General features: G+C 66.4%; 17 protein-coding genes and 1 tRNA gene. 7 read left to right on the top strand and 11 right to left on the bottom strand.

Annotation, left to right across the window (positions count from 1 at the left end; translation table 11 throughout):
• Window positions 1–30 precede the first annotated feature (30 nt).
• The 10 genes from A7X12_RS24630 to A7X12_RS24585 all read right to left on the bottom strand — a co-directional run bounded on the left by A7X12_RS24630 (window position 31) and on the right by A7X12_RS24585 (window position 8,817).
• Complete coding sequence (locus A7X12_RS24630; protein ID WP_064314052.1) at window positions 31–921, bottom strand: SMP-30/gluconolactonase/LRE family protein; 891 nt, start codon at window positions 919–921, stop codon at window positions 31–33.
• Window position 922: 1 nt separating this feature from the next.
• Window positions 923–1,720: an SDR family NAD(P)-dependent oxidoreductase gene (locus tag A7X12_RS24625; protein ID WP_064314051.1), complete on the bottom strand. Its 798-nt coding sequence runs from the start codon at window positions 1,718–1,720 to the stop codon at window positions 923–925.
• A gap of 8 nt (window positions 1,721–1,728) precedes the next feature.
• Window positions 1,729–2,841: a fumarylacetoacetate hydrolase family protein gene (locus A7X12_RS24620; protein WP_064314050.1), complete on the bottom strand. Its 1,113-nt coding sequence runs from the start codon at window positions 2,839–2,841 to the stop codon at window positions 1,729–1,731.
• 116 nt (window positions 2,842–2,957) lie between these two features.
• A complete protein-coding gene (locus A7X12_RS24615; protein WP_064314049.1) occupies window positions 2,958–3,614 on the bottom strand; it encodes a thymidylate kinase in 657 nt (218 codons plus the stop codon).
• A 73-nt stretch (window positions 3,615–3,687) separates the two neighbouring features.
• A complete protein-coding gene (locus A7X12_RS24610; RefSeq protein WP_232318678.1) occupies window positions 3,688–4,200 on the bottom strand; it encodes a hypothetical protein in 513 nt (170 codons plus the stop codon).
• A gap of 58 nt (window positions 4,201–4,258) precedes the next feature.
• Window positions 4,259–5,314, bottom strand: a complete 1,056-nt coding sequence (locus A7X12_RS24605) for a sigma factor-like helix-turn-helix DNA-binding protein (RefSeq protein WP_064314048.1) — start codon at window positions 5,312–5,314, stop codon at window positions 4,259–4,261.
• A 237-nt stretch (window positions 5,315–5,551) separates the two neighbouring features.
• Entirely contained in the window at window positions 5,552–6,616 is a 1,065-nt protein-coding gene (locus A7X12_RS24600) for a hypothetical protein (protein WP_064314047.1), read from the bottom strand.
• Window positions 6,613–7,044, bottom strand: coding sequence for a hypothetical protein (locus A7X12_RS24595; RefSeq protein ID WP_064314046.1), 432 nt, complete (start codon window positions 7,042–7,044; stop codon window positions 6,613–6,615). Before A7X12_RS24595 ends, A7X12_RS24600 begins: the two co-directional genes overlap by 4 nt.
• Window positions 7,041–8,408 carry a flagellar protein export ATPase FliI gene (gene fliI / locus A7X12_RS24590; RefSeq protein WP_064314045.1) on the bottom strand — a complete coding sequence of 456 codons (1,368 nt, stop codon included), beginning with the start codon at window positions 8,406–8,408 and terminating at the stop codon, window positions 7,041–7,043. The genes A7X12_RS24595 and fliI overlap by 4 nt, the downstream gene beginning before the upstream one ends.
• Window positions 8,409–8,421: 13 nt before the next feature.
• The gene (locus A7X12_RS24585) at window positions 8,422–8,817 is read right to left on the bottom strand and encodes a flagellar biosynthesis repressor FlbT (RefSeq protein ID WP_064314044.1); all 396 of its coding nucleotides are present in this window, start codon (window positions 8,815–8,817) and stop codon (window positions 8,422–8,424) included.
• 196 nt (window positions 8,818–9,013) lie between these two features.
• Here A7X12_RS24585 and A7X12_RS24580 point away from each other — a divergent pair, with 196 nt between their 5' ends.
• From A7X12_RS24580 to A7X12_RS24565, 4 genes are all read left to right on the top strand, one after another.
• Complete coding sequence (locus A7X12_RS24580; RefSeq protein ID WP_084446094.1) at window positions 9,014–10,339, top strand: flagellar hook protein FlgE; 1,326 nt, start codon at window positions 9,014–9,016, stop codon at window positions 10,337–10,339.
• A 28-nt stretch (window positions 10,340–10,367) separates the two neighbouring features.
• Window positions 10,368–12,473, top strand: coding sequence for a FlgK family flagellar hook-associated protein (locus A7X12_RS24575; RefSeq protein ID WP_064314042.1), 2,106 nt, complete (start codon window positions 10,368–10,370; stop codon window positions 12,471–12,473).
• Window positions 12,474–12,485: 12 nt separating this feature from the next.
• Window positions 12,486–13,391: a flagellin gene (locus tag A7X12_RS24570; RefSeq protein WP_064314041.1), complete on the top strand. Its 906-nt coding sequence runs from the start codon at window positions 12,486–12,488 to the stop codon at window positions 13,389–13,391.
• Between the two features lie 99 nt (window positions 13,392–13,490).
• Window positions 13,491–15,263, top strand: a complete 1,773-nt coding sequence (locus A7X12_RS24565; RefSeq protein WP_064314040.1) for a retroviral-like aspartic protease family protein — start codon at window positions 13,491–13,493, stop codon at window positions 15,261–15,263.
• On the opposite strand, the gene A7X12_RS24560 is transcribed toward A7X12_RS24565, so the two are convergent.
• On the bottom strand, window positions 15,235–15,873 hold the full coding sequence (locus tag A7X12_RS24560) for a uracil-DNA glycosylase (RefSeq protein ID WP_064314039.1): 639 nt from the start codon (window positions 15,871–15,873) through the stop codon (window positions 15,235–15,237). The genes A7X12_RS24565 and A7X12_RS24560 overlap by 29 nt on opposite strands.
• A gap of 23 nt (window positions 15,874–15,896) precedes the next feature.
• Between A7X12_RS24560 and folK the strand changes: the two genes are divergently transcribed.
• The 3 genes from folK to A7X12_RS24545 all read left to right on the top strand — a co-directional run bounded on the left by folK (window position 15,897) and on the right by A7X12_RS24545 (window position 18,565).
• A complete protein-coding gene (gene folK, locus A7X12_RS24555; RefSeq protein ID WP_064314038.1) occupies window positions 15,897–16,373 on the top strand; it encodes a 2-amino-4-hydroxy-6-hydroxymethyldihydropteridine diphosphokinase in 477 nt (158 codons plus the stop codon).
• A 12-nt stretch (window positions 16,374–16,385) separates the two neighbouring features.
• Window positions 16,386–16,461: transfer RNA gene (locus tag A7X12_RS24550), tRNA-Lys, on the top strand.
• A 265-nt stretch (window positions 16,462–16,726) separates the two neighbouring features.
• Window positions 16,727–18,565 (top strand): methyl-accepting chemotaxis protein, encoded by a 1,839-nt coding sequence (locus tag A7X12_RS24545; RefSeq protein ID WP_084446092.1) that lies wholly within the window; start codon window positions 16,727–16,729, stop codon window positions 18,563–18,565.
• Window positions 18,566–18,574 lie beyond the last annotated feature (9 nt).

Below are 18,574 nucleotides of genomic sequence, written 5' to 3'. Positions count from 1 at the left end.
CCCGCCAGCGGAGGGGCGCGGTAGGTGCCGCTATACGCCGACGCGGATCAACGCGGCGGGTTGCCCTGCCACCGTTACCCGGAAGCTGAACAGGTCGCCCGAGGTCGGCCGTGCGGCCTTGTCCTCGGCGGAGAGGTGCTTGTTCGCGGTGGTGGCGTAGACCGTCTTCAGGTCCGGGCCGCCGAATGCGATCTTGGTGATCGCATCGACCGGGAAGGGGACGGTTTCGACCAGTTCGCCCGCAGGCGAATAGCGGCGCACCGCCGAGCCCGCATAGAGGCTCACCCACACAAAGCCTTCGCTGTCGACGCACGGACCGTCCGGAAAGCCTTCCCCCTCGCCGATGCGGGCGAACTCGCGGCGGTTCACCAGCGCGCCTTCCGCATCGATCTCGCAGGCATAGATCACCTGACCCAGCGTATCGACATGATACAGCGTCTTGCCGTCCGGCGCGACGGCGGGGCCGTTGGTGATCGACACCTTGGGGCTCGAGGCGACGCAGGTGCCGTCGGCGGCGAGGCGGTAAATGCTGCCGGTGGCGGATTCCTCGGCATCGTCCATGGTGCCGAACCACAGCCGGCCATCCGGATCGACGGTGCCGTCGTTCAGGCGGTTGCCGGGCAGGCCAGGCTCGGGATCGACGAGCGGGGTGAAACTGCCGTCCGTCGGATCGAATCTGGCCAGCCCGGTCTGCAGGCCGGCGATGAAACCGCCGCTTGCCGCCGGGAGCGCGAAGCCCACCTGGGCCGGCGCATCCCAACTCTGCTTGTCGCCGGTGGCGGGATCATAGCGGTGGATCTTGTGGCTCTTGATGTCGACGAACCACAGCGCGGCATCGCGCTCCACCCAGACCGGGCCTTCGAGAAGCGGGGCGCTGAGCCCCCACACGCTCTCCGGCGCCGATACCACCTTGTCGGTCATCTTATCTCCAGCCCGCATCCACGAAGAATTCGTGGCTCGTTATCAGCCGCGCGTCGTCCGACGCAAGGAACAGCGCGGCGGCGGCGATGTCGTCCGGAACCAGGCGACCGGGCAGGCACTGGGCCTTGACGATCTCCGCCTCGCCCTCGGGCGTGTACCATTTCATCTGGCGCGGCGTCTTGACGTTGCCGGGGACGATGCAGACCGAGCGGATGCCGTCCGGACCCAGCTCGCGTGCAAGGCTGCGGGTAAGGCCCTCGATCGCCGCCTTGGCGGTCTGGTAAAGCGTGAGTTCTTCCAGCGCGAGGTGCCAGGAGATCGAGCCGAGGTTGATGATCACGCCGGCGCGCTTCGCCTTCATCGCCGGGATCACCGCCTGCGCCATGAAGAATTGGTGGCGCAGGTTCACGTTGATGCGGTTGTCCCAATATTCGGGAGTCACCTGCTCGATCGTGTGGCGGTCGTCATTGGCGGCGTTGTTGAGCAGCACATCGAAGCCACCCTCGGCGTCGATCAGCGCCTGCACCTGCGCCTGGGCGCCGCGGACGTCGGTGAGGTCGACCTTGTAGAAGCGGGGCGCGATCGCGGCGTCCGACAGGCTGGCGACCAGCGCCTGCGAATCGTCCTCGGCAATGTCGAAAAAGGTGACGTCCGCACCCTGGCGGACGAACCCCTCGACCAGCCCGGCGCCGATCCCCGAACCACCACCGGTGATCAGGACCCGCTTGCCCTTCAGGCTGGGATAGACGGCACGCTCAGCGGCCGCGATCGGGCCCTGCTGGAGATCGGCTTGCGACATGAAAACCCTTACGCGTTGGAGAGAAGGCCGCGGGCGGCGAGGTTGCGCATCAGATCGCGGATGCCGAACGTCCAGGGCGCGGCCGCCTTCGACGTGGTGACGCGGTTGACGAGCGAGCCGAGCTTCGGCGTGGAGATGCGGACGATATCCCCGCTCTTGTGGGTGAAACCGCGGCCGGGATGGTCGCGATCCTGCACCGGCGCGAACAGCGTGCCGAGGAACAGCGCGAAGCCGTCCGGATACTGGTGCTCGCTCAGCGTCTGGCGGACGAGATCGGTGGGGTCGCGGCTGATCTCGCTCATCTTGTTGGTGCCCGAGAGGCGATAGCCCTCCGGCCCGTCGATGGTGAGGTCGACCACCGCGCCGCGCACGTCGTCCATGGTGAAATGGTCGTCGAACAGGCGGATGAACGGGCCGATCGCGGTGGAGGCGTTATTGTCCTTCGCCTTGCCGAGCAGCAGCGCGCTGCGGCCTTCAAAGTCGCGCAGGTTGACGTCGTTGCCGAGCGTCGCGCCCTTGATCTGGCCGTTGCGGTCCACCGCGAGCACGATCTCCGGCTCGGGGTTGTTCCAGTCGCTGTCCGATCGGATGCCGATCTCGGCGCCCCAGCCCATCGACGACAGCACCGGCGCCTTGGTGAAGACCTCCGCGTCCGGACCGATCGCGACTTCGAGATACTGCGACCACATGCCGGCATCGATCAGCGCAGCCTTGAGGCTGGCGGCTTCCGGCGTGCCGGGGACGACCGAGCGGATGCCGGAGCCGACCTTGGCTTCGAGGTCGCCGCGGATCTCGGCGGCCTTGGCGGAATCGCCGCGGGCACGTTCCTCGATCACGCGCTCCAGCGCCGAGACCGCGAAGGTGACGCCGCAGGCCTTCACGCACTGCAGGTCGACCGGCGCGAGGATCTGCGGGGCCGATTCGGTGCCGAGCGCGTCGACGCTGCACAATACCGCGCCGGTGAGCGTCGCGATGTCGTCGCGCTCCAGCAGATCGGCGACGGTGGGGGCGGTGGCCGATACGTCGATCACCTGGCCGTCGCGGAGAAGGACGGGGCTGGGGCCGGCGGGCGTCTGCACACGACCGACCAGGATCGCCTGCGCATGATCGGCAGGCAGCATGTCTCGAAGCGCTTCCAAGGGACCTCTCACCAACTCGTTTCGGATTTTGATAGCGCTACCATTGGCGCTCCGGCAAATCAAATGTCAAGCGAGGCATAGCCCGGTTCAGCGCGGTTTCAAATATAAGATAAAATTTCGGTGACGATCGCTTCGGGCGCCCGCATCGCGCCGCTTTCGCTGGCACGCACGACCCGCCACGGGCCGAGCAGGTCGGCGGCGACGATCGTTTCGTAATTGCCGCGCACGCGCTGCTGGAGGGCGATGTCCGCCTCATATTCGTCGAAGCTGCGATCGGTATAGCTTCGCTGTGCCTTTTGCAGGATCAGCGCGCGGGCAAGGTCCCAGGGCGTGTCGAGATAGATGGACAGGCGGGGGCGCGGCATGGCGAACTGGCCGGTTTCCAGCGTCAGGATCCAGTCCATCAACGCGCGGCCTTCCGCGCCGCCGAGCTTGGCACCCTGATACGCCATGTTCGAGGCGATGTAGCGATCGAGCACCACCACGTCGTGCGTGGCCTGCGCTTCCAGAAGCGCGGCGCGCCACTCGAACCGATCGAGCGCGTACAGCACGGCAGCGGCATGCGGTGTGACGGGAACGGTCAGCTCGCCCGCCAGCATCTTGCCGATGGTGACGCCGGCGAGGGTCTCGCCATAACGGGGGAAGCCCAGGACGGTGGCGGTCCGGCCGGACGCCTGGAGCGCCGCGCACAGCCCACGGGCCGCGGTGTTCTTGCCGACGCCGTCGGCGCCTTCGATCGCAACGAGTTCACCCATGGCGCCGCCATAGCATGCTGCCGCGCCTTGTCATCAAGTCTCCCCCTCCAGCCTGCGGAAGGGGAGAGAGGGCTCAATGAAACGACGCGGTTTCCGGTGGCGAGCAGAGAAGGGCGCAGGGGCCTTCGTCGTCGAGCGGGAGGATCGCCATCAGCGCGGCCTGTCCGCCGGCATGGTCGAGCAGCCAGCCGGGTTCGGCAACGGCGGGGCGATCGGGCGAGAAGGCGACGCCGATCCCGTCGGTGATCACGCCAAGCCGGCGCGGCGGGTTCGGCCAACGGCCGGAAAGATACGTGATGCAGGCTGCCGCTGCATCCTGGAGCGCGCCTTCGTCGCTATCCTCGGGGCAGAAGCCTTCCGGCGTCGCGTCGATCTCGGCGACCAGGCGGAAGTCGTCCGCCCGCCACCAGATGATGCGCAGCGACCCGTCGACATCCTGCTGCAGGCCCAGGAACAAGCTGCTTTCCGCCGGGAGCAGGGGCCGCGCACGGCGCACCAGCTCCTCGGCCAGCTCGGTCAGCTTGTAATTCGACCGGGGCAACATCTGCATCGCACCTCGGCCGTTCATCTGGAAGTTTCGGGACATCGGTTGTTCCGGGAAAGGTTACTCTCCCATTATAGAACGCTTTTGCCCCGTGCGGGTATTAGTGCAGCGCTGCGGTGTTCGGAACTGGGGCGGCAGCGATCGAAACCGCTTCCACCGTCTCGCGGGTCGCTTCCGCGGCAACGACCGTCTCGATGCTGGCGGGGTCGATGGCGACCACGCTGGAGAGCATGTTGTGCGGCTGGCTCGCGTCCGGCAGGATCGGCGTGGCGGTGCGGGCAGCGGCCGGCTGGCGGCGCTTGCTGGTGGCGGGCTCGCCATATTCGGCCATGACCGAGAAGCGGGGATCCGCGGCGGCGATCTCGGCGATCACCTTGGCGGCGCGCTTGGTGATCTGGCGGACGCGCTCCTTGGTCACGCCGGTCTCCAGCGAGAGGTCGTCGAGCGTGGCGGTCTGGAACACGCGGCGGGCGACGATCTCGCGATCGCGCTCCAGCTTGGCCTCCAGCTTCTCCAGCTCGGCGGGGTCGATGCCATAGGTGGCGGTGCGGAGACGCGGACCTTCGCGGCGCAGCGCGGCTTCCTCCCGCTTCGGGCGGGGCCGGCGGCGCAGCTGCTCGATACCGACCTTGCGGAGGTGATCGACATAGGCCTCGATCAGCGACGAGATGGCACCATCGGCCAGATAGTCCGACGCGGCGCTCTCGGTGCGTTCCAGGGCGTCCTCGTCCTCGATCATCGCTTCGGGCGACATTTCGTCGCCATCGGCGGAGCTGACCATTGCGCTCAGCGAAACGGTGGTGGCTTCGACCTTCTTCGCCGACGGGCGCTGGTCGGTCATCAGGCGGAAGCGCAGGCTCTGCAGCTCACCGCGGATCTGCCAGTTGACGAACGTGGTGAACTGGGCCTTTTCCGGCTCATAGGCCTGGATGGCGCGGTGCACGGCAATGGCGCAGCACTGCTCGGCATCGTCCCAGTGCGCGGTCAGGCCGTACTGGCGGATGAAGTGGCGAATGCGGGGAGCGATCAGCTTCAGAATGCGGGCAAAGGCGCGATCGATTTCAGCGCGCTGACGGTTGGTCTGCTTGCCGTCCTTCGGCGAGTTCTCGATGACGGTTTGGACTGCGGCCTCGAGAGCGATCGTGATCTTCGACATTCGTATTCCCCTGGTTCAGCGCCGGTCCGATCGTTTCGGCGCCGTCGACAAGGGACACATTTCGTCTGAAACACTTAAAGGAGTGCTAATCCGAGGCTTAGGTAGTTTTCCGCAAACCCACCCTCAACCTTTATAGCAACGCCGATTCGCACGGCGGCGCAAACGCTTGAAAAAATGATGGTTAACCGCCGTTTAGCGCGATCGCTAACTAGCGTAAAAACTGCAAAAATGGCAGTTTTACGAGGAAAATTTATCCGGCTGGACGTGGCGATCGATGAAATCGAGTAACCATTGCCGGTGCGCGCGGGTCGCGTCGCCCGCGCTGGCGATCCGCTGATTGGCCGCCGATCCGCCTACCTGGGCGGCAAGCAATTCGCGCGCTCGCCCGGAGTCAATATTGCCGGCAAGAAACTTCTTTGCATCGCCCAGCCCCAGATGGTGGCTGAGATAGGCTGCCTTGGCCAAAGTTTCCGAATCGGCATGTACTTTCAGGCCCGCCGATTCGAGATGCTGCAGATTGTTGCGTGCCATGTCGGCGACGCTGAGAATCGACGCTTGCGGGTCGTACCGGAGCGACAACAACTCGCTTCGGCGTGCCGGATCGACCTTGCCATTTTCCTTCAGCCAACCCCGTGCCTTCGCAACGTCGTTGAGCCAGGTGCCGCTCTGCTCGGCAAGGGTCTGCCAGGTGCCGCTGAGAAACTGGCCGAGGCCGGCGGCGCTGGAGCGCGGGTTGCGCGACAGCGGATTCCAGCTGCCGTCATGGCCCTTGCCGGCTTCCGCATCGACGATCGCGGCCAGCGCCGATGCGGGAATGCCGCTGCGGGCCTCCGCCGCCGCGAGCGTATCGGCGTAGCGGGTATTGGCACCGAGCGAGAGCCCAGCTGATACGCCGCCGCTGGCGGAACCGCCGCCCGCACCGGAGAGCGCGGCGACGTTCGACATCGAGGCCGGTAGGGTGGATCGCTCCGCCACGGCGGAAGCGCGCGCCGGTGTCAGCGCTGCCTTCGCAAGCGCGGCGACGTCGTCGCCGGTTTCATTCTCGTGGCACGAGCAGGCACATTGGCAGTTGCAGCGGCCCTTTGCCGAGCGCGGCGCCTGGGTACCGAGCAGTTCGAGGAGGGAGTCCACGGACATGTCCGACCCGCCGCCGAGCGGGGAGCGGGTCTTGCCCGCGTCGCGTTCGCCGTCACCGATGGCGGCGCGCCACAGGCGGGTCGAAAGTTCGGATTGCGCCTGCGCATAGATCACGTTCGCGCGCTGCGCCGGCGTGAGCGCGGCAAGATCGGTACGGTGTATCATGCTGCCTTCACCAGCATTCGCTTGCGATCGCGCAGGAAGCGCGCCGCGGCGATGTCATCGATTGCGGCTTGTTCGGCGGCCTCGGCCTCGCGTTCGGCGTCGGCGCGGAAGCGCTCCGCCGCGCTTTCGATGGCGCGGCAGGTGCCATAGGCTTCGCGCGCCTGCTCGCGCAGGTTGAGCAGGCGGGCCTGTTCGGCCTGGACTTCTTCGCCGAGACGGATCTGCGCGTGCTTGGCCGTCGCCAGCCAGGCATCGGAGGCGAAGGGCAGGGCGTGGGCAAGCACGCGCTCTTCGCGCATTCGTACGACCAGATCGCGCGCCTGCTGCTCGAGCTCGGCGATGCGTTCGATCGCGGCGCCGATCCTGACCTTCAGATCGTCGACGGTGCGTTGCTGCATGCGCAGCGCGGTGTCGAAAGGGGTCCTCATGCGGCGAGACCCACGTCATGCCCATGGTCGGGATCGCCGGATGCTTCGCCGGACAGGATCGCGGCCAGCTCGGCAAAGGCTGCGTCGGCATGGCCCCGGTCGTTCTTGCCCTGGTTGAGCAGCGCCTCGATGCGCGGCGCGAGGGCGACCGCGCGGTCGACATCGGGCGAGGAGCCCGCCTTGTACGCACCCAGCCGCACCATTTCTTCCATGTCGGTATAGGTCGACAGCAGCTTGCGGGCGGCGAGGCGAACCTCGTTCTGCTCTGGCTCCAGGCAATGGGGCAGGGTGCGCGATACGGATTTCAGGATGTCGATGGCCGGGTAGCGACCGCGCTCGGCGATGGCGCGGCGCATCACGACGTGGCCGTCGAGAATGCCGCGCACCGCGTCCGCGACCGGCTCGTTATGATCGTCGCCGTCGACAAGGACGGTGAACAGGCCCGTGATCATGCCCGCCCCCGGCGCACCGGGGCCGGCACGTTCCAGCAGGCGCGGGAGTTCGGCAAAGACGGTTGGGGTGTAGCCCTTGGTCGCCGGCGGCTCACCCGAGGCAAGGCCGATCTCGCGCTGCGCCATCGCGAAGCGCGTGACCGAGTCCATCAGGCAGAGCACGTTGAGGCCCTGATCGCGGAAATGCTCGGCGACGGCGAGCGTGGTCCAGGCGGCCTGGCGGCGCATCAGCGCCGGCTCGTCCGAGGTCGCGACGACGACGACCGAGCGGGCCATGCCCTCGGGCCCCAGGTCATCTTCGATGAATTCCTGCACCTCGCGGCCACGTTCGCCGATCAGGCCGATCACCGCGACGTCGCACTGCGTCCAGCGTGCCAGCATCGACAGCAGCACCGATTTGCCGACGCCCGAACCGGCGAACAGGCCGAGGCGCTGGCCACGGCACAGCGGCACGAAGGTATCGAGGCAGCGCACCCCCGTTTCGATCCGTTCGGCAACGCGGGCACGGCCGGCGGCGGCGGGCGGAGCGGCCTTGATCGGCTGTGGGTCGGCGCCATTGGCAAGCGGCCCCCTCCCGTCGACCGGGCGGCCCAGACCGTTGATCATCCGCCCGAGCCACGCCTTGGAGGGGCGGACGGTGAATTGGCCCGCACCGAGTTCGGCGATCGCACCCAGGCCTACGCCTTGCGGGTCCACGAAGGGGAGGCATAGCGCGACGCCGCGATCCAGCGCGGTGACTTCGGCTTCCACCTTGCCGGTGGGGGACTGAATCTCGACCCGGCTGCCGATCTGGGCGACACCGGTCAGTCCTTCGACTTCGATGAGCGCGCCGCGCACCGCCACCACGCGTCCGAAGCGACGGTCGGGGACCATCTCCTTGATGGCGCGTGCGGCACTGGCGAGCGTCTGCATCGCGCGCGCTCCTTCAGGCGGCCTGCGTCGCGTTGCTGATCGCGTCTTCGATCGCGATCAGCTCGCGCCCGACGCCCAGTGCCTTGTAATATTCCGCGAGGGCGAGATCGTTGGCGAAGCGGACGCACGCTTCCCGCGCCTCGTCGGTGCCGAGATTGGCCATCACATGGCTCAGCAGCTCGACGACCGCGTCCTGATGCGCTGCGCGCCCGGCGGGATCGATATAGGCGAGCATGGTCGCGAAATAGAGTTGGCGGGCAGGGCTCGTCGCTTCCTCGGGGCGCATGACTTCGCGCCCGCGCAGGATCGATACCTTGTTTTCTACCGCGATCTGGGTTCGGCCGACTGCGCGCAAGACCGCGCCGTTGACGATAGCCTTCTCGCCGTCTCGGAGCGTGATGCGAAGCATGGAACGGACCTTTCGATAAACGTCTCTCAACTTATAGGCGTGTTTGGCGGAGGGCGTGGCGAACACCCGGCAAATTTTGCCGCCTTACAACCGTAACCGGCAAAATCGCCCCTTTGATTTGGGTGGTGCCGCCAGCCCTCTACAATGAGCATGTCGCCGGCGTGGGGATCGCGCGGGCATTCGAGGAGTTTTTAACTTGAGCCTCTATTCCGCTCTTTACGCTGGCGTTTCCGGGCTGAGCGCGCAGTCGAGTGCCATGGCCACCGTCGCCGACAACATCACCAACATCAATACCGTCGCCTACAAGGGCGTCGAAGCCCAGTTCCGCACGCTGGTGACCGATGGTCGCACCTCGGCGAGCTACTCGGCTGGTGGTGTGGCGGCAGCGCCGCTCGCGCAGGTTTCCAAGCAGGGCCTGCTGCAGGCTTCGGGCAGCAGCACCGATCTCGCCATCGACGGCGGCGGTTTCTTCATCACCCGCAACGGCTTGGGCGCGAACGATCCGGTCGCCTACACGCGCGCGGGTTCGTTCAAGCCGGACGAAGAAGGCTATCTGCGCAATTCCTCCGGCCTGTATCTGTATGGCTGGCGCCTGGATGCGACGGGCGGCTTCACCAACACCGGCAATCTCGAAACGCTGACCCCGGTGCGCCTGACCGATCTGGTCGGTACCGCTGCGCCGACCAACAAGCTGCAGGCGCATATCAACCTGCAGTCCGACGCTGACGTGTACACGCCGGTCACGCCGCAGCCCAACTATACTGCGGGTTCTCTCGCGAACGGGACGATCAAGCCCAACTTCACGCGCTCGTTCACGGTGTACGACTCGCAGGGCGGCAGCCACGAGTTGAAGATGTCGTTCCTGAAGTCTGGTCCGAACCAGTGGGAGATGGAAACGTACATGAACCCGGCGGGTGCCATCAGCAACTCGGTCGGCCCGGGTGGCCTGCTGCGGAGCGGTACCGTCAAGTTCAATGGCGACGGCAGCCTGAACACGGGTACGTCCACCGCCAACATGTTCGACCCGCTAAGCATCTCCTACACCAATGGGGCGAGCTCGGTTCCGATCACGCTGGACCTCGGTACCAATGGCGGCACGAACGGTCTGACCCAGTTCGGCCAGCCTTCCTCGATGGTTTCGGGCGGTACCAACGGCGGCGTCCTAGGGAACATCGCGGCGACGGAAGTCTCCAAGGAAGGCGTCGTCAGCGCGATCTTCGACGACGGTTCGAGCCGCCAGGTGTTCCAGCTGCCCATCGCCACCTTCCCCAACCCCAACGGCCTCACCCGCCTGTCGGGCAATGCCTATGCGTCGACCCGCGCCTCGGGCTCGATGACGATGAACCCTCCGGGCCAGCTCGGCGCGGGCAAGATCTCGTCGAACACGCTCGAGGCCTCGACCGTCGATCTCGCGGCCGAGTTCACCAACATGATCCGCTTCCAGCGCGCCTACAGCGCCTCGTCGAAGATCATCACGACGGTCGACGACATGCTGCGCGAAGTCAGCGACCTGAAGCGCTGACGAAGACTGACACCGGGGGACGCACGACATGGCGCTGAACGACATCCTTGGTACCGCCGTTTCCGGCCTGGCAGCAGCCCAGGCCGGCCTGAAGGCGGTATCGAACAACATCGCCAATGTCGGCGTCACCGGCTACGCGCGCGAAAAGAGCAACATCTCCACCCAGGTGGTGGGCGGACAGGTGACCGGCGTTACGGTCGGCGAGGCCGAGCGCGTCGCCGATCGATTCCTGGAAGCGGCCGTCTATCGCCGGGCCGGTGACTTCGGCCGCGCCGAGGTCACCTCCAGCTATCTGGATCGCCTGCAGGCGCTGCTGGGCGAACCCGGTGCCAAGTCCGGCCTGCCGGCGCGGCTGGATGCGATCAACGCCTCCGCCATCGCCATGACCGGCGGACAGAACTCGGCACAAACCGCAGCCGTGTTCACCGGCAACGTTTCCGATGCGCTTTCCTCTATGCAGCAGATCAGGCAGGACGTGTCGTCCCTGCGCGGTGACGTTGAGTCCGAAGTCGGCTATTCGGTCGACAAGATCAATTCGCTGCTGAAGCGCATCTACGACCTCAACGGCACCGTATCGCAGGCGACCGGGCTCGGCCGCAGCGCCAGCGGCGCGGCCGATCAGCGGATGAGCGCGATCGAAGAACTGAGCAGCATGATCTCGGTCAATGTTCGCGACCAGCCCGATGGCCGCGTGATGATCGAGACCACGTCCGGCCAGATGTTGCTGGACAATCGGCTGCGCCAGCTCGACTATCCGAACCGGAGCGCCGGAACCGGCAGCGCGCAGGCCAGCTATCCCGACATCTCGATCCGCTTTGCCGACAAGAATGGCACGATGGGCGCCCTGACCGGCGAGAAGATCGAATCGGCCGCCGCCGGGGGCAAGCTGGGCGGTCTGCTCGATCTCCGCGATCGGGCGCTCCCCGCCTTCTCCGAGCAGATGGGCGTCGTGTTCAGCGGCCTTTCCGAAGCGCTGAACAGCGTCTCCAACGCCAACACCACCGTACCGCCCCCCGCAAGCATGACCGGCGGGCAGACCGGGTTGATCGGCACCGATCGCCTGGGCTTTACCGGCAAGGCGACGTTCGCGGTCACCAAGACCGACGGCACGTTGCTGGCGAAGACCGAGATCGACTTCGACGCACTCGGTCCCGGCGCCACCGTGAACGACATGGTGAACGCGATCAACGCGGGCCTGGGCGGCGCGGCGACGGCGAGCTTTACCAACGGCGTGCTGCGCTTCGGTGCCACGGCCGCCAATACCGGCGTCGTGATCGCCCAGTCGAGCACCACGCCGAGTGCCCGCGCGGGCGTGGGCGTGTCGCAATATTTCGGCATGAACGATCTGGTCCGCAGCGGCACCAGCAGCCTTGTCCCTACCGGCTTCACGGGCTCCGATCCGCACGGCTTCACCACCGGACAAACCGCGCAGGTGATCCTGCGGGACGCATCCGGCCTGGCGCTGACCAGCTACACGCTGCAGCCGCAGACCGGCGGCACCATGCAGGACATTCTCAACGACCTGAACAACAGCAAGCTGGGCAGCTACGGGAGCTTCTCGCTGGATAGCCGCGGGCGGATGCAGTTCCAGCCCGCCCCCGGCCTTTCCGGCGCGGTCCTTTCGATGGCAGCGGATTCGACGGATCGCTACGGCAGCGGCCGCACGTTCTCCACGCTGTCGGGGCTCAACGGACTGAACAGCGGTCTCGACACCGCGGAGGTGCGCAAGGACATCGCGGCGAGCCCGGGCCAGCTCCCGCTGGCACGGTTCGACACCAGCGCGGCGGTAGGTGCGAAGGCGATGGGTGCCGGCGATACGCGCGGCGCGACCGCCTTTGCCGACAAGCTCAGCGGCAACATCGACCTCGGCAAGGACGGCGTCACCACCATCGGCCGCTTCTCCTCGCAGCTGCTCGGCCGCGCCGGGCTAGAGGCAAGTCAGGCAGCAAGCCGCTATGACGACGCCGATGCCCGCAAAGCGGATGCGGTGAATCGGCGAGACAGCTATTCGGGCGTCAACATCGACGAGGAACTCTCGCAGATGGTCGTCCTCCAGAACAGCTACTCGGCATCGGCGCGGGTGATGACCACCGCGACGCAGATGTACGACACGCTTCTCCAAATGGTCCGTTAAGGGAGCTGACCCATGACCCGCGTTGCCACCGTTCCTCTCCAGCGCACCATGGCCGGCGCCATTTCCAAGGCGCAGGAGAAGCTGGCGATCACCCAGCAGCAGCTCTCGACCGGCAAGAAGGCGCCCGATTTCGCGGCGCTGGGCACCGAGGCGGTTCGCAACCTTTCCGCGCACAGCCTGCTCGAGCAGCAGAAGTCGCAGTCGACCGTCGCCAAGCGCGTGGGCACCACCATGGGCCTGTACCAGGGCCATATCGAAGCGCTGTCGAAGTCGACGGGCGACCTGCGCCAGCAGATCCTCAACGCGATCGGGACCGGCGACATCGCCGGTCTGCAGAATTCGATGGAAGCGGCCTTCAGCCAGATGAAGGCGACCCTCACCGCATCGGAGGGCGGCACCCCGCTGTTCGCCGGTTCGCAGACCGACCAGACCCCCTTCTCCGTGAACACCCTCGCGGACGCGGCCACCGTGCCGGCCAACCAGGCCTTTCACGATGACAATGTCCTCGCCTCTGCCCGGGTGGCGGATGGCGTGGACGTGACCTACGGCATCAGCGCCAGCTCGATCGGCAAGGGCCTGTACGACGCCTTTCGTACCATGGCGCAGATGGGGACGATCACCTCGCCGCTGTCCGCCGCGCAAAAGGCATCCCTGCAGCAAGCCTATGATCAGCTCGGTACCGGGCTGGATCAAGTCGCGGCCGTCAACGCCGATAACGGTCGCAAGCAGAATCAGGTGGAGGACCTTACCAATCGCGGCGAGGACCGCGCGCTGCTGCTCCAGAAGGTCATCCAGGATAATGAGGATGCGGATCTGGGCCAGGTCGCACTCGACCTCTCCCAGCAGAAGACCGTGCTCGAGGCGAGCTATTCGGTGTTCTCGCAGCTTTCGGGACTGAGCCTCGTCAAGTATTTGTGATCGGTTCCTGCGCTTGTAAGGTCCGCGTCATTTCCTCTCGCTAGCGTTCCGCACGGGCACGGTGCTCATGCGGCGCTGGTGAGGAACCGGGAGGGGCGAATGCGGACGGCAAGGCGCGCGGTCGGGATTGGATTCTGGCTTGCAGTGGTTGTGGGCGCGATGCCCGCACAGGCGGCGTGCAAGGTCGGTCGAATCGCCGAAATCCCGATCACGATGCGGGGCATGCGCGCCATCGTCGACACGACGGTCAACGGCAAACCCGCGCCGTTCATTCTCGACAGCGGCGCCTTTTTCAGCATCGTCCCGCCGGCGGTAGCCAAGGCGCTGGACCTGCCCGAAACGACAGCGCCTCCGGGCTTCTATATTCGCGGTGTGGGCGGATCGGCCAGCGCGGGCGTCGTGCGCGTGGCCCATTTCGGCCTGGCGGGGGTCGATATTCCCAATGTGGAGTTCGTTCGCGGAGGTACCGATTTCGGTGAGACCGGCCTACTCGGGCAGAATATCCTGGGCTTGGCAGACGTCGAATATGACCTGCCCGGCGGTGCCGTCCGGCTGTTCCGTCCGGAAGGCTGCGGCAAGCTCGCCATGGCCTATTGGGCCGGCGGCAAGCCCTTCTTCGAAATTCCCATCGAGCCGAAGGAGACGGCGCGCTACCATACGATCGGGACGGTCGAACTGGACGGTGCCAAGCTGCGAGCGATGTTCGATACCGGCGCGAGCGGGACGGTGGTGTCGCTCCGCGCTGCCGCGCGCGCCGGCGTGAAACCCGGCGATCCGGGCGTCGAAGCCGCTGGCTGGTCGACCGGGTTGGGGCGCCGCGTAAAGCAGGGGTGGATCGGATCGTTCAAGCTGCTGCGGGTCGGCAACGAAGAGCTGCATAATGTGCGGCTGCGCATCGCCGATCTGGGCGATTCGGATACCGACATGCTGCTCGGTGCGGATTACCTGATCTCGCACCGGCTATACGTCTCCAACGCGCAGCACCGCATCTACTTCACCTATACCGGCGGCAAGCTGTTCGAGCAGAGCGCGCAAATGGCCGCCAACAGCGTGATCCCGGTGCATGCTGCGGATGCCGAAGGCCCGCTCGATGCCGAGGGCTATGCCCGGCGCGGCGCAATGTTCCAGACGCAGCGCGACCTGCCCAAGGCGATCGAGGCGTTCAGCCAGGCGATCTCACTCGCGCCTCGCCAAGCCAAGTTCCTCCGCCAGCGTTCGATGGCGTATCTCGCCGAGGGGCGTCCGGTGCTGGCACTCGATGATCTGGATGCCGCACTCGCGCTGGATCCGAACGACCATGATGCGCGGCTCAGCCGCGCTGCCCTGCGCCTTCGCGCCGGCAACCGGACCGGCGCGATCGGCGATCTCGATCAGCTGGGGACGCAACTGCCCCGCGAGGATGCGGACCGGATGCGGATCGCCCAGCTGTACAGCAACGCCGATGCCTATGATGCGGCGATCGCGCAGTTCGATCTCTGGATGGCGGCGCATCGGGAGGATGCAGGTCGCGCGCGGGCGCTGAACGGTCGTTGCTGGGCGCGTGCGCTGGCCAATACCGATCTCGACAAGGCGAGGAGCGACTGCGACGCGGCGGTGCGCGCCGTGCCGGGCAATGCTTCCTATCTCGACAGCCGGGGACTGGTCGCGCTTCGGCAGGGACGTAACGAGGCGGCCATCGCCGACTTCAATGCCGCGCTCGCGCTCGAACCGAAGCTCGCCTGGAGCCTCTATTGTCGCGGAATCGCCGAGCAGCGGCTGGGCCAGAAGGATGCGGCGACGCAGGATTTCGCCGCGGCGGTGCAGATCCAGCCCAACGTCGCGGAACGGGCCAAGCGCATCGGCCTCACGACAGAGGCGGGGCACCCGCATTGAGCGCGGCGACGTGATGTAGCGCACGCTCGAAGACCTGGGTGAGCATCGCGTCGGTCAGCCGGCCGATATTCTGATTGTAGCGGGAGACATGGTAGCTATCGAGCACGACCTGTCCTTTGGGCAGGCGGTGCTCGGCGCCGTGGGCAAAGCGCGCCTTGGGCAGCTTGCCGCCCAGCGCCTTCACCGCCGATTGGTGCGCGATCTCGCCCAGCGCGACGACCACCGGTGCGTGCAACTGCCCTGCCAGAAAGGGGCGGCATGCATGGATCTCGGCGGGTATGGGCCGGTTTTCCGGCGGCAGGCAGCGGACGGCGTTGAGGATGCGCACGCCCCTGGGTTCGCCGCCCTCCGCCAGCCCCAGCTTTTCGAGCACGGCGAACAGCAGGATGCCGGATTCGTCTCCGGCAAAGGCGCGGCCGGTGCGATTGGCGCCGAGTCTGCCCGGTGCGAGCCCGACGATCGCGATCGGCGCATCCGCGTCGCCGCGTGCAGGCACCGGTGCATTCCACCAATCCGGCTGTTCCGCACGCAGTTGCAAGCGCAGGTCGACGAGCCGCGGGCAGAGAGGGCAATCGCGATCGGGTTCGGTCTCGGGGCTTGGCGTGGACATGGTTGCGGGATAGGCGCTGCGATGTGCCGGTCACAAGCTACATCATTGCGCTGGGTTCGAACCGCCGCGGCCACCACGGCGCGCCGCGCGCGGAGGTGCGGGCGGCGCTCGCGGCGATCGGCGGGGTGCGCAAGGTTTCGCGGATCCACGAGACGCCGCCTCTGGGCCCGTCGATCCGCCGCTTCGCCAACGCGGTCGCATGGGTCGAGAGCGGGGAGGCGCCCGAAGCGCTGCTGCGTCGCCTGAAGACGATCGAGCGCGCCTTTGGCCGTCGCCGGGGCCAGCGCTGGGGGGCGCGGGTGATCGATCTGGACATCATCCTGTGGTCGGGCGGCTGTCGCCATGCGCCCGGACTGGTGGTACCGCATCCGCGGTATCGCGAACGGCGTTTCGTGCTCGCGCCGCTGGCCGAAGTCGCCCCCGCCTGGCGCGACCCGCTGACCGGCCGCAAGACGCTTCCGTTGCTGCACGCGGTTGACCGGCGGCGCCCCTGCGCCTAGGTGGCGGGATGTGGGTCCGTAGCTCAGTCGGTAGAGCAAGCGACTTTTAATCGAGAGGTCCCGGGTTCGAATCCCGGCGGACCCACCACCGCCTCTCTGCAAGACATCGTCACCGGTAATGCCGCTATCGCCTTTTAAGGCTGCGTTCGCGTGCCTTGACAGCAAGACTTCAGATGTTCGATGGTAAAAGGCGATCTGCATCCCTGGATGGCATCGTTATTAGGAACGTTTCCACATGCATTATGCGCGCGAGCTCTCAGTTTATTTTCAGGCGATATTCTTCGTCGTGTAGGTGAAATATGCGCTCTTCATTATCTTTCACCGGTCTTGACCTATAAGGGAGTCGAGTCTGGATGTGCTTGTCTGCGCATCCTGAGTGTGCGGATAATGGAGGCACCATGTTGCGTTCGTTCATCGTCGATTGGCGAATTTCGTCGAAGATGCTTGCAATATTCGCAGCAGTAGCGGTTCTCGTCTGCATCTTGGGCGCTACAAGCTTGATCAGCAACGAGAAGCTTGCTGCCGTCGCGCAGGATCATGTCGAGCGGGGGATCGATGGTACCGATGCGCTCGGTCGACTTGCGTCGACATTGCGCGAGCAGCGCATCATCATCTGGCGGCGCTTGAATGCCGAATCTCCCCAGGAAGTGGCCGAACTCCGCACGCGGTTCGATCGAAACGAAGCGGATATCCAGCGCGCGATTGCGGATTATCAGCGGGTAGCGGACGAGCTGCAGCCCCGGCTCCTCGAAATTCGCGCGGGCATCGCGACCCTGCGCAAGGTCAATCTCGAAATCTTCGACGTCGTCCAGCGCAGTGGGGCGGCCGCTGCGTTCCCCCTGATGAAGGGGCCGAGCAAAAAGGCCTCCAACGCGCTCCGCGATGCCGTCGATCATATCCAGGACCAACACCGCGCCCGCTCGGCGCGCTCGAATGCGGTGGGCCTGCAGGCGGAGCGCTTCGCCGTGCGGCTGACCTGGATCGTCATTTTCACGGCGCTGGGTGCGATCTTCGCGATCTGGCGCCTGTTGCAGTTTGCGGTGGCGACGCCGCTTGCCGATGTTTCGGGCGCTACCAAGCGATTGTCCGAAGGCGGCGAGGCGGACGTGCCGCACCGGGACCGCCGCGACGAGATCGGCGATGTCGCCAATGCCGTTGAGTCGTTCCGCCTCGCCGCGATCGCCCGCTGCGAAGCCGATGCACGAACCGCCGAAGAACAGGGGCTGGTCTGCGGGGCTCTGCGCCGGGGACTGACGGCGCTGACCCAGGGCGACCTGACGGCCAATGTGGAGGAACAGTTTCCGCCCGCGTACGAGCAGCTTCGCGAGGATTTCAACGGTGCCCTGGCGAGCCTGCGCGATCTGATCGGTACGGTGCGGACAAGTGCGGCGATGATTTTCGACGGCGCGGGAGAAATTGCCCACGCATCGAACGATCTGGCGCGCCGTACAGAATCCAACGCCGCCAGCCTGGAACAGACCGCCGCAGCGATCGCCGAAGTCGATGCGCGGGTGCGCGGCAGCGGTGTCGCGACCGACCAGACCGTCGCGCGGGCGCAGCAGGCGACCGATGTGGTGGGGCAGGGGCGCGCACTGGCGGACGAAGCGGTGCAGGCGATGGGCCGCGTTGCGGACAGCGCCAAGGGAATCGACGGCGTCATCGAGGGCCTCGACAAGATCGCCTTCCAGACCCGCGTGCTCGCGATGAATGCCGCCGTGGAAGCGGGGCGTGCGGGCGAGGCCGGACGCGGATTCGCGGTCGTGGCGGATCTCGTGTCGGTCCTCGCCATGCGCGCCGAGGAGGAGGCGGGGCGCGCCCGCGAGCAACTGAGCTCGACACGCCAGGACGTCCAGGTCGCGATGGGTGCGGTCGACAAGGTGGACGGCGCGCTTTCGGAAATCGCCGCATCGGTGGACACGGTGCACCAGCTTCTCCACGGGATCGGCGTCGATCACCAGGCGCAGGCTGCGACGATTACTGAAATCGCCGCGTCTATCGCCACGATCGATCATGCCACGCAGCAAAATGCTGCGATGGTGGAGCAGACCTCCGCCGCGACGGCGAAGCTCAGCGTCGAAGTCGAGGCGCTGCAAACCCAGTCCAGCCGGTTCAATGTCAGCGATCGCCGGTCGGGCGCCGCTACTCCTCGACGTGGGCGCACCGCGCCGGCGACCGGTCTTGCATTTGCCTGAACGCCCGGG

This window comes from Sphingomonas sp. TDK1 (genome assembly GCF_001650735.1).
GTDB lineage: Bacteria > Pseudomonadota > Alphaproteobacteria > Sphingomonadales > Sphingomonadaceae > Sphingomonas.
This window is presented reverse-complemented; position numbering and strand designations above follow the sequence as displayed.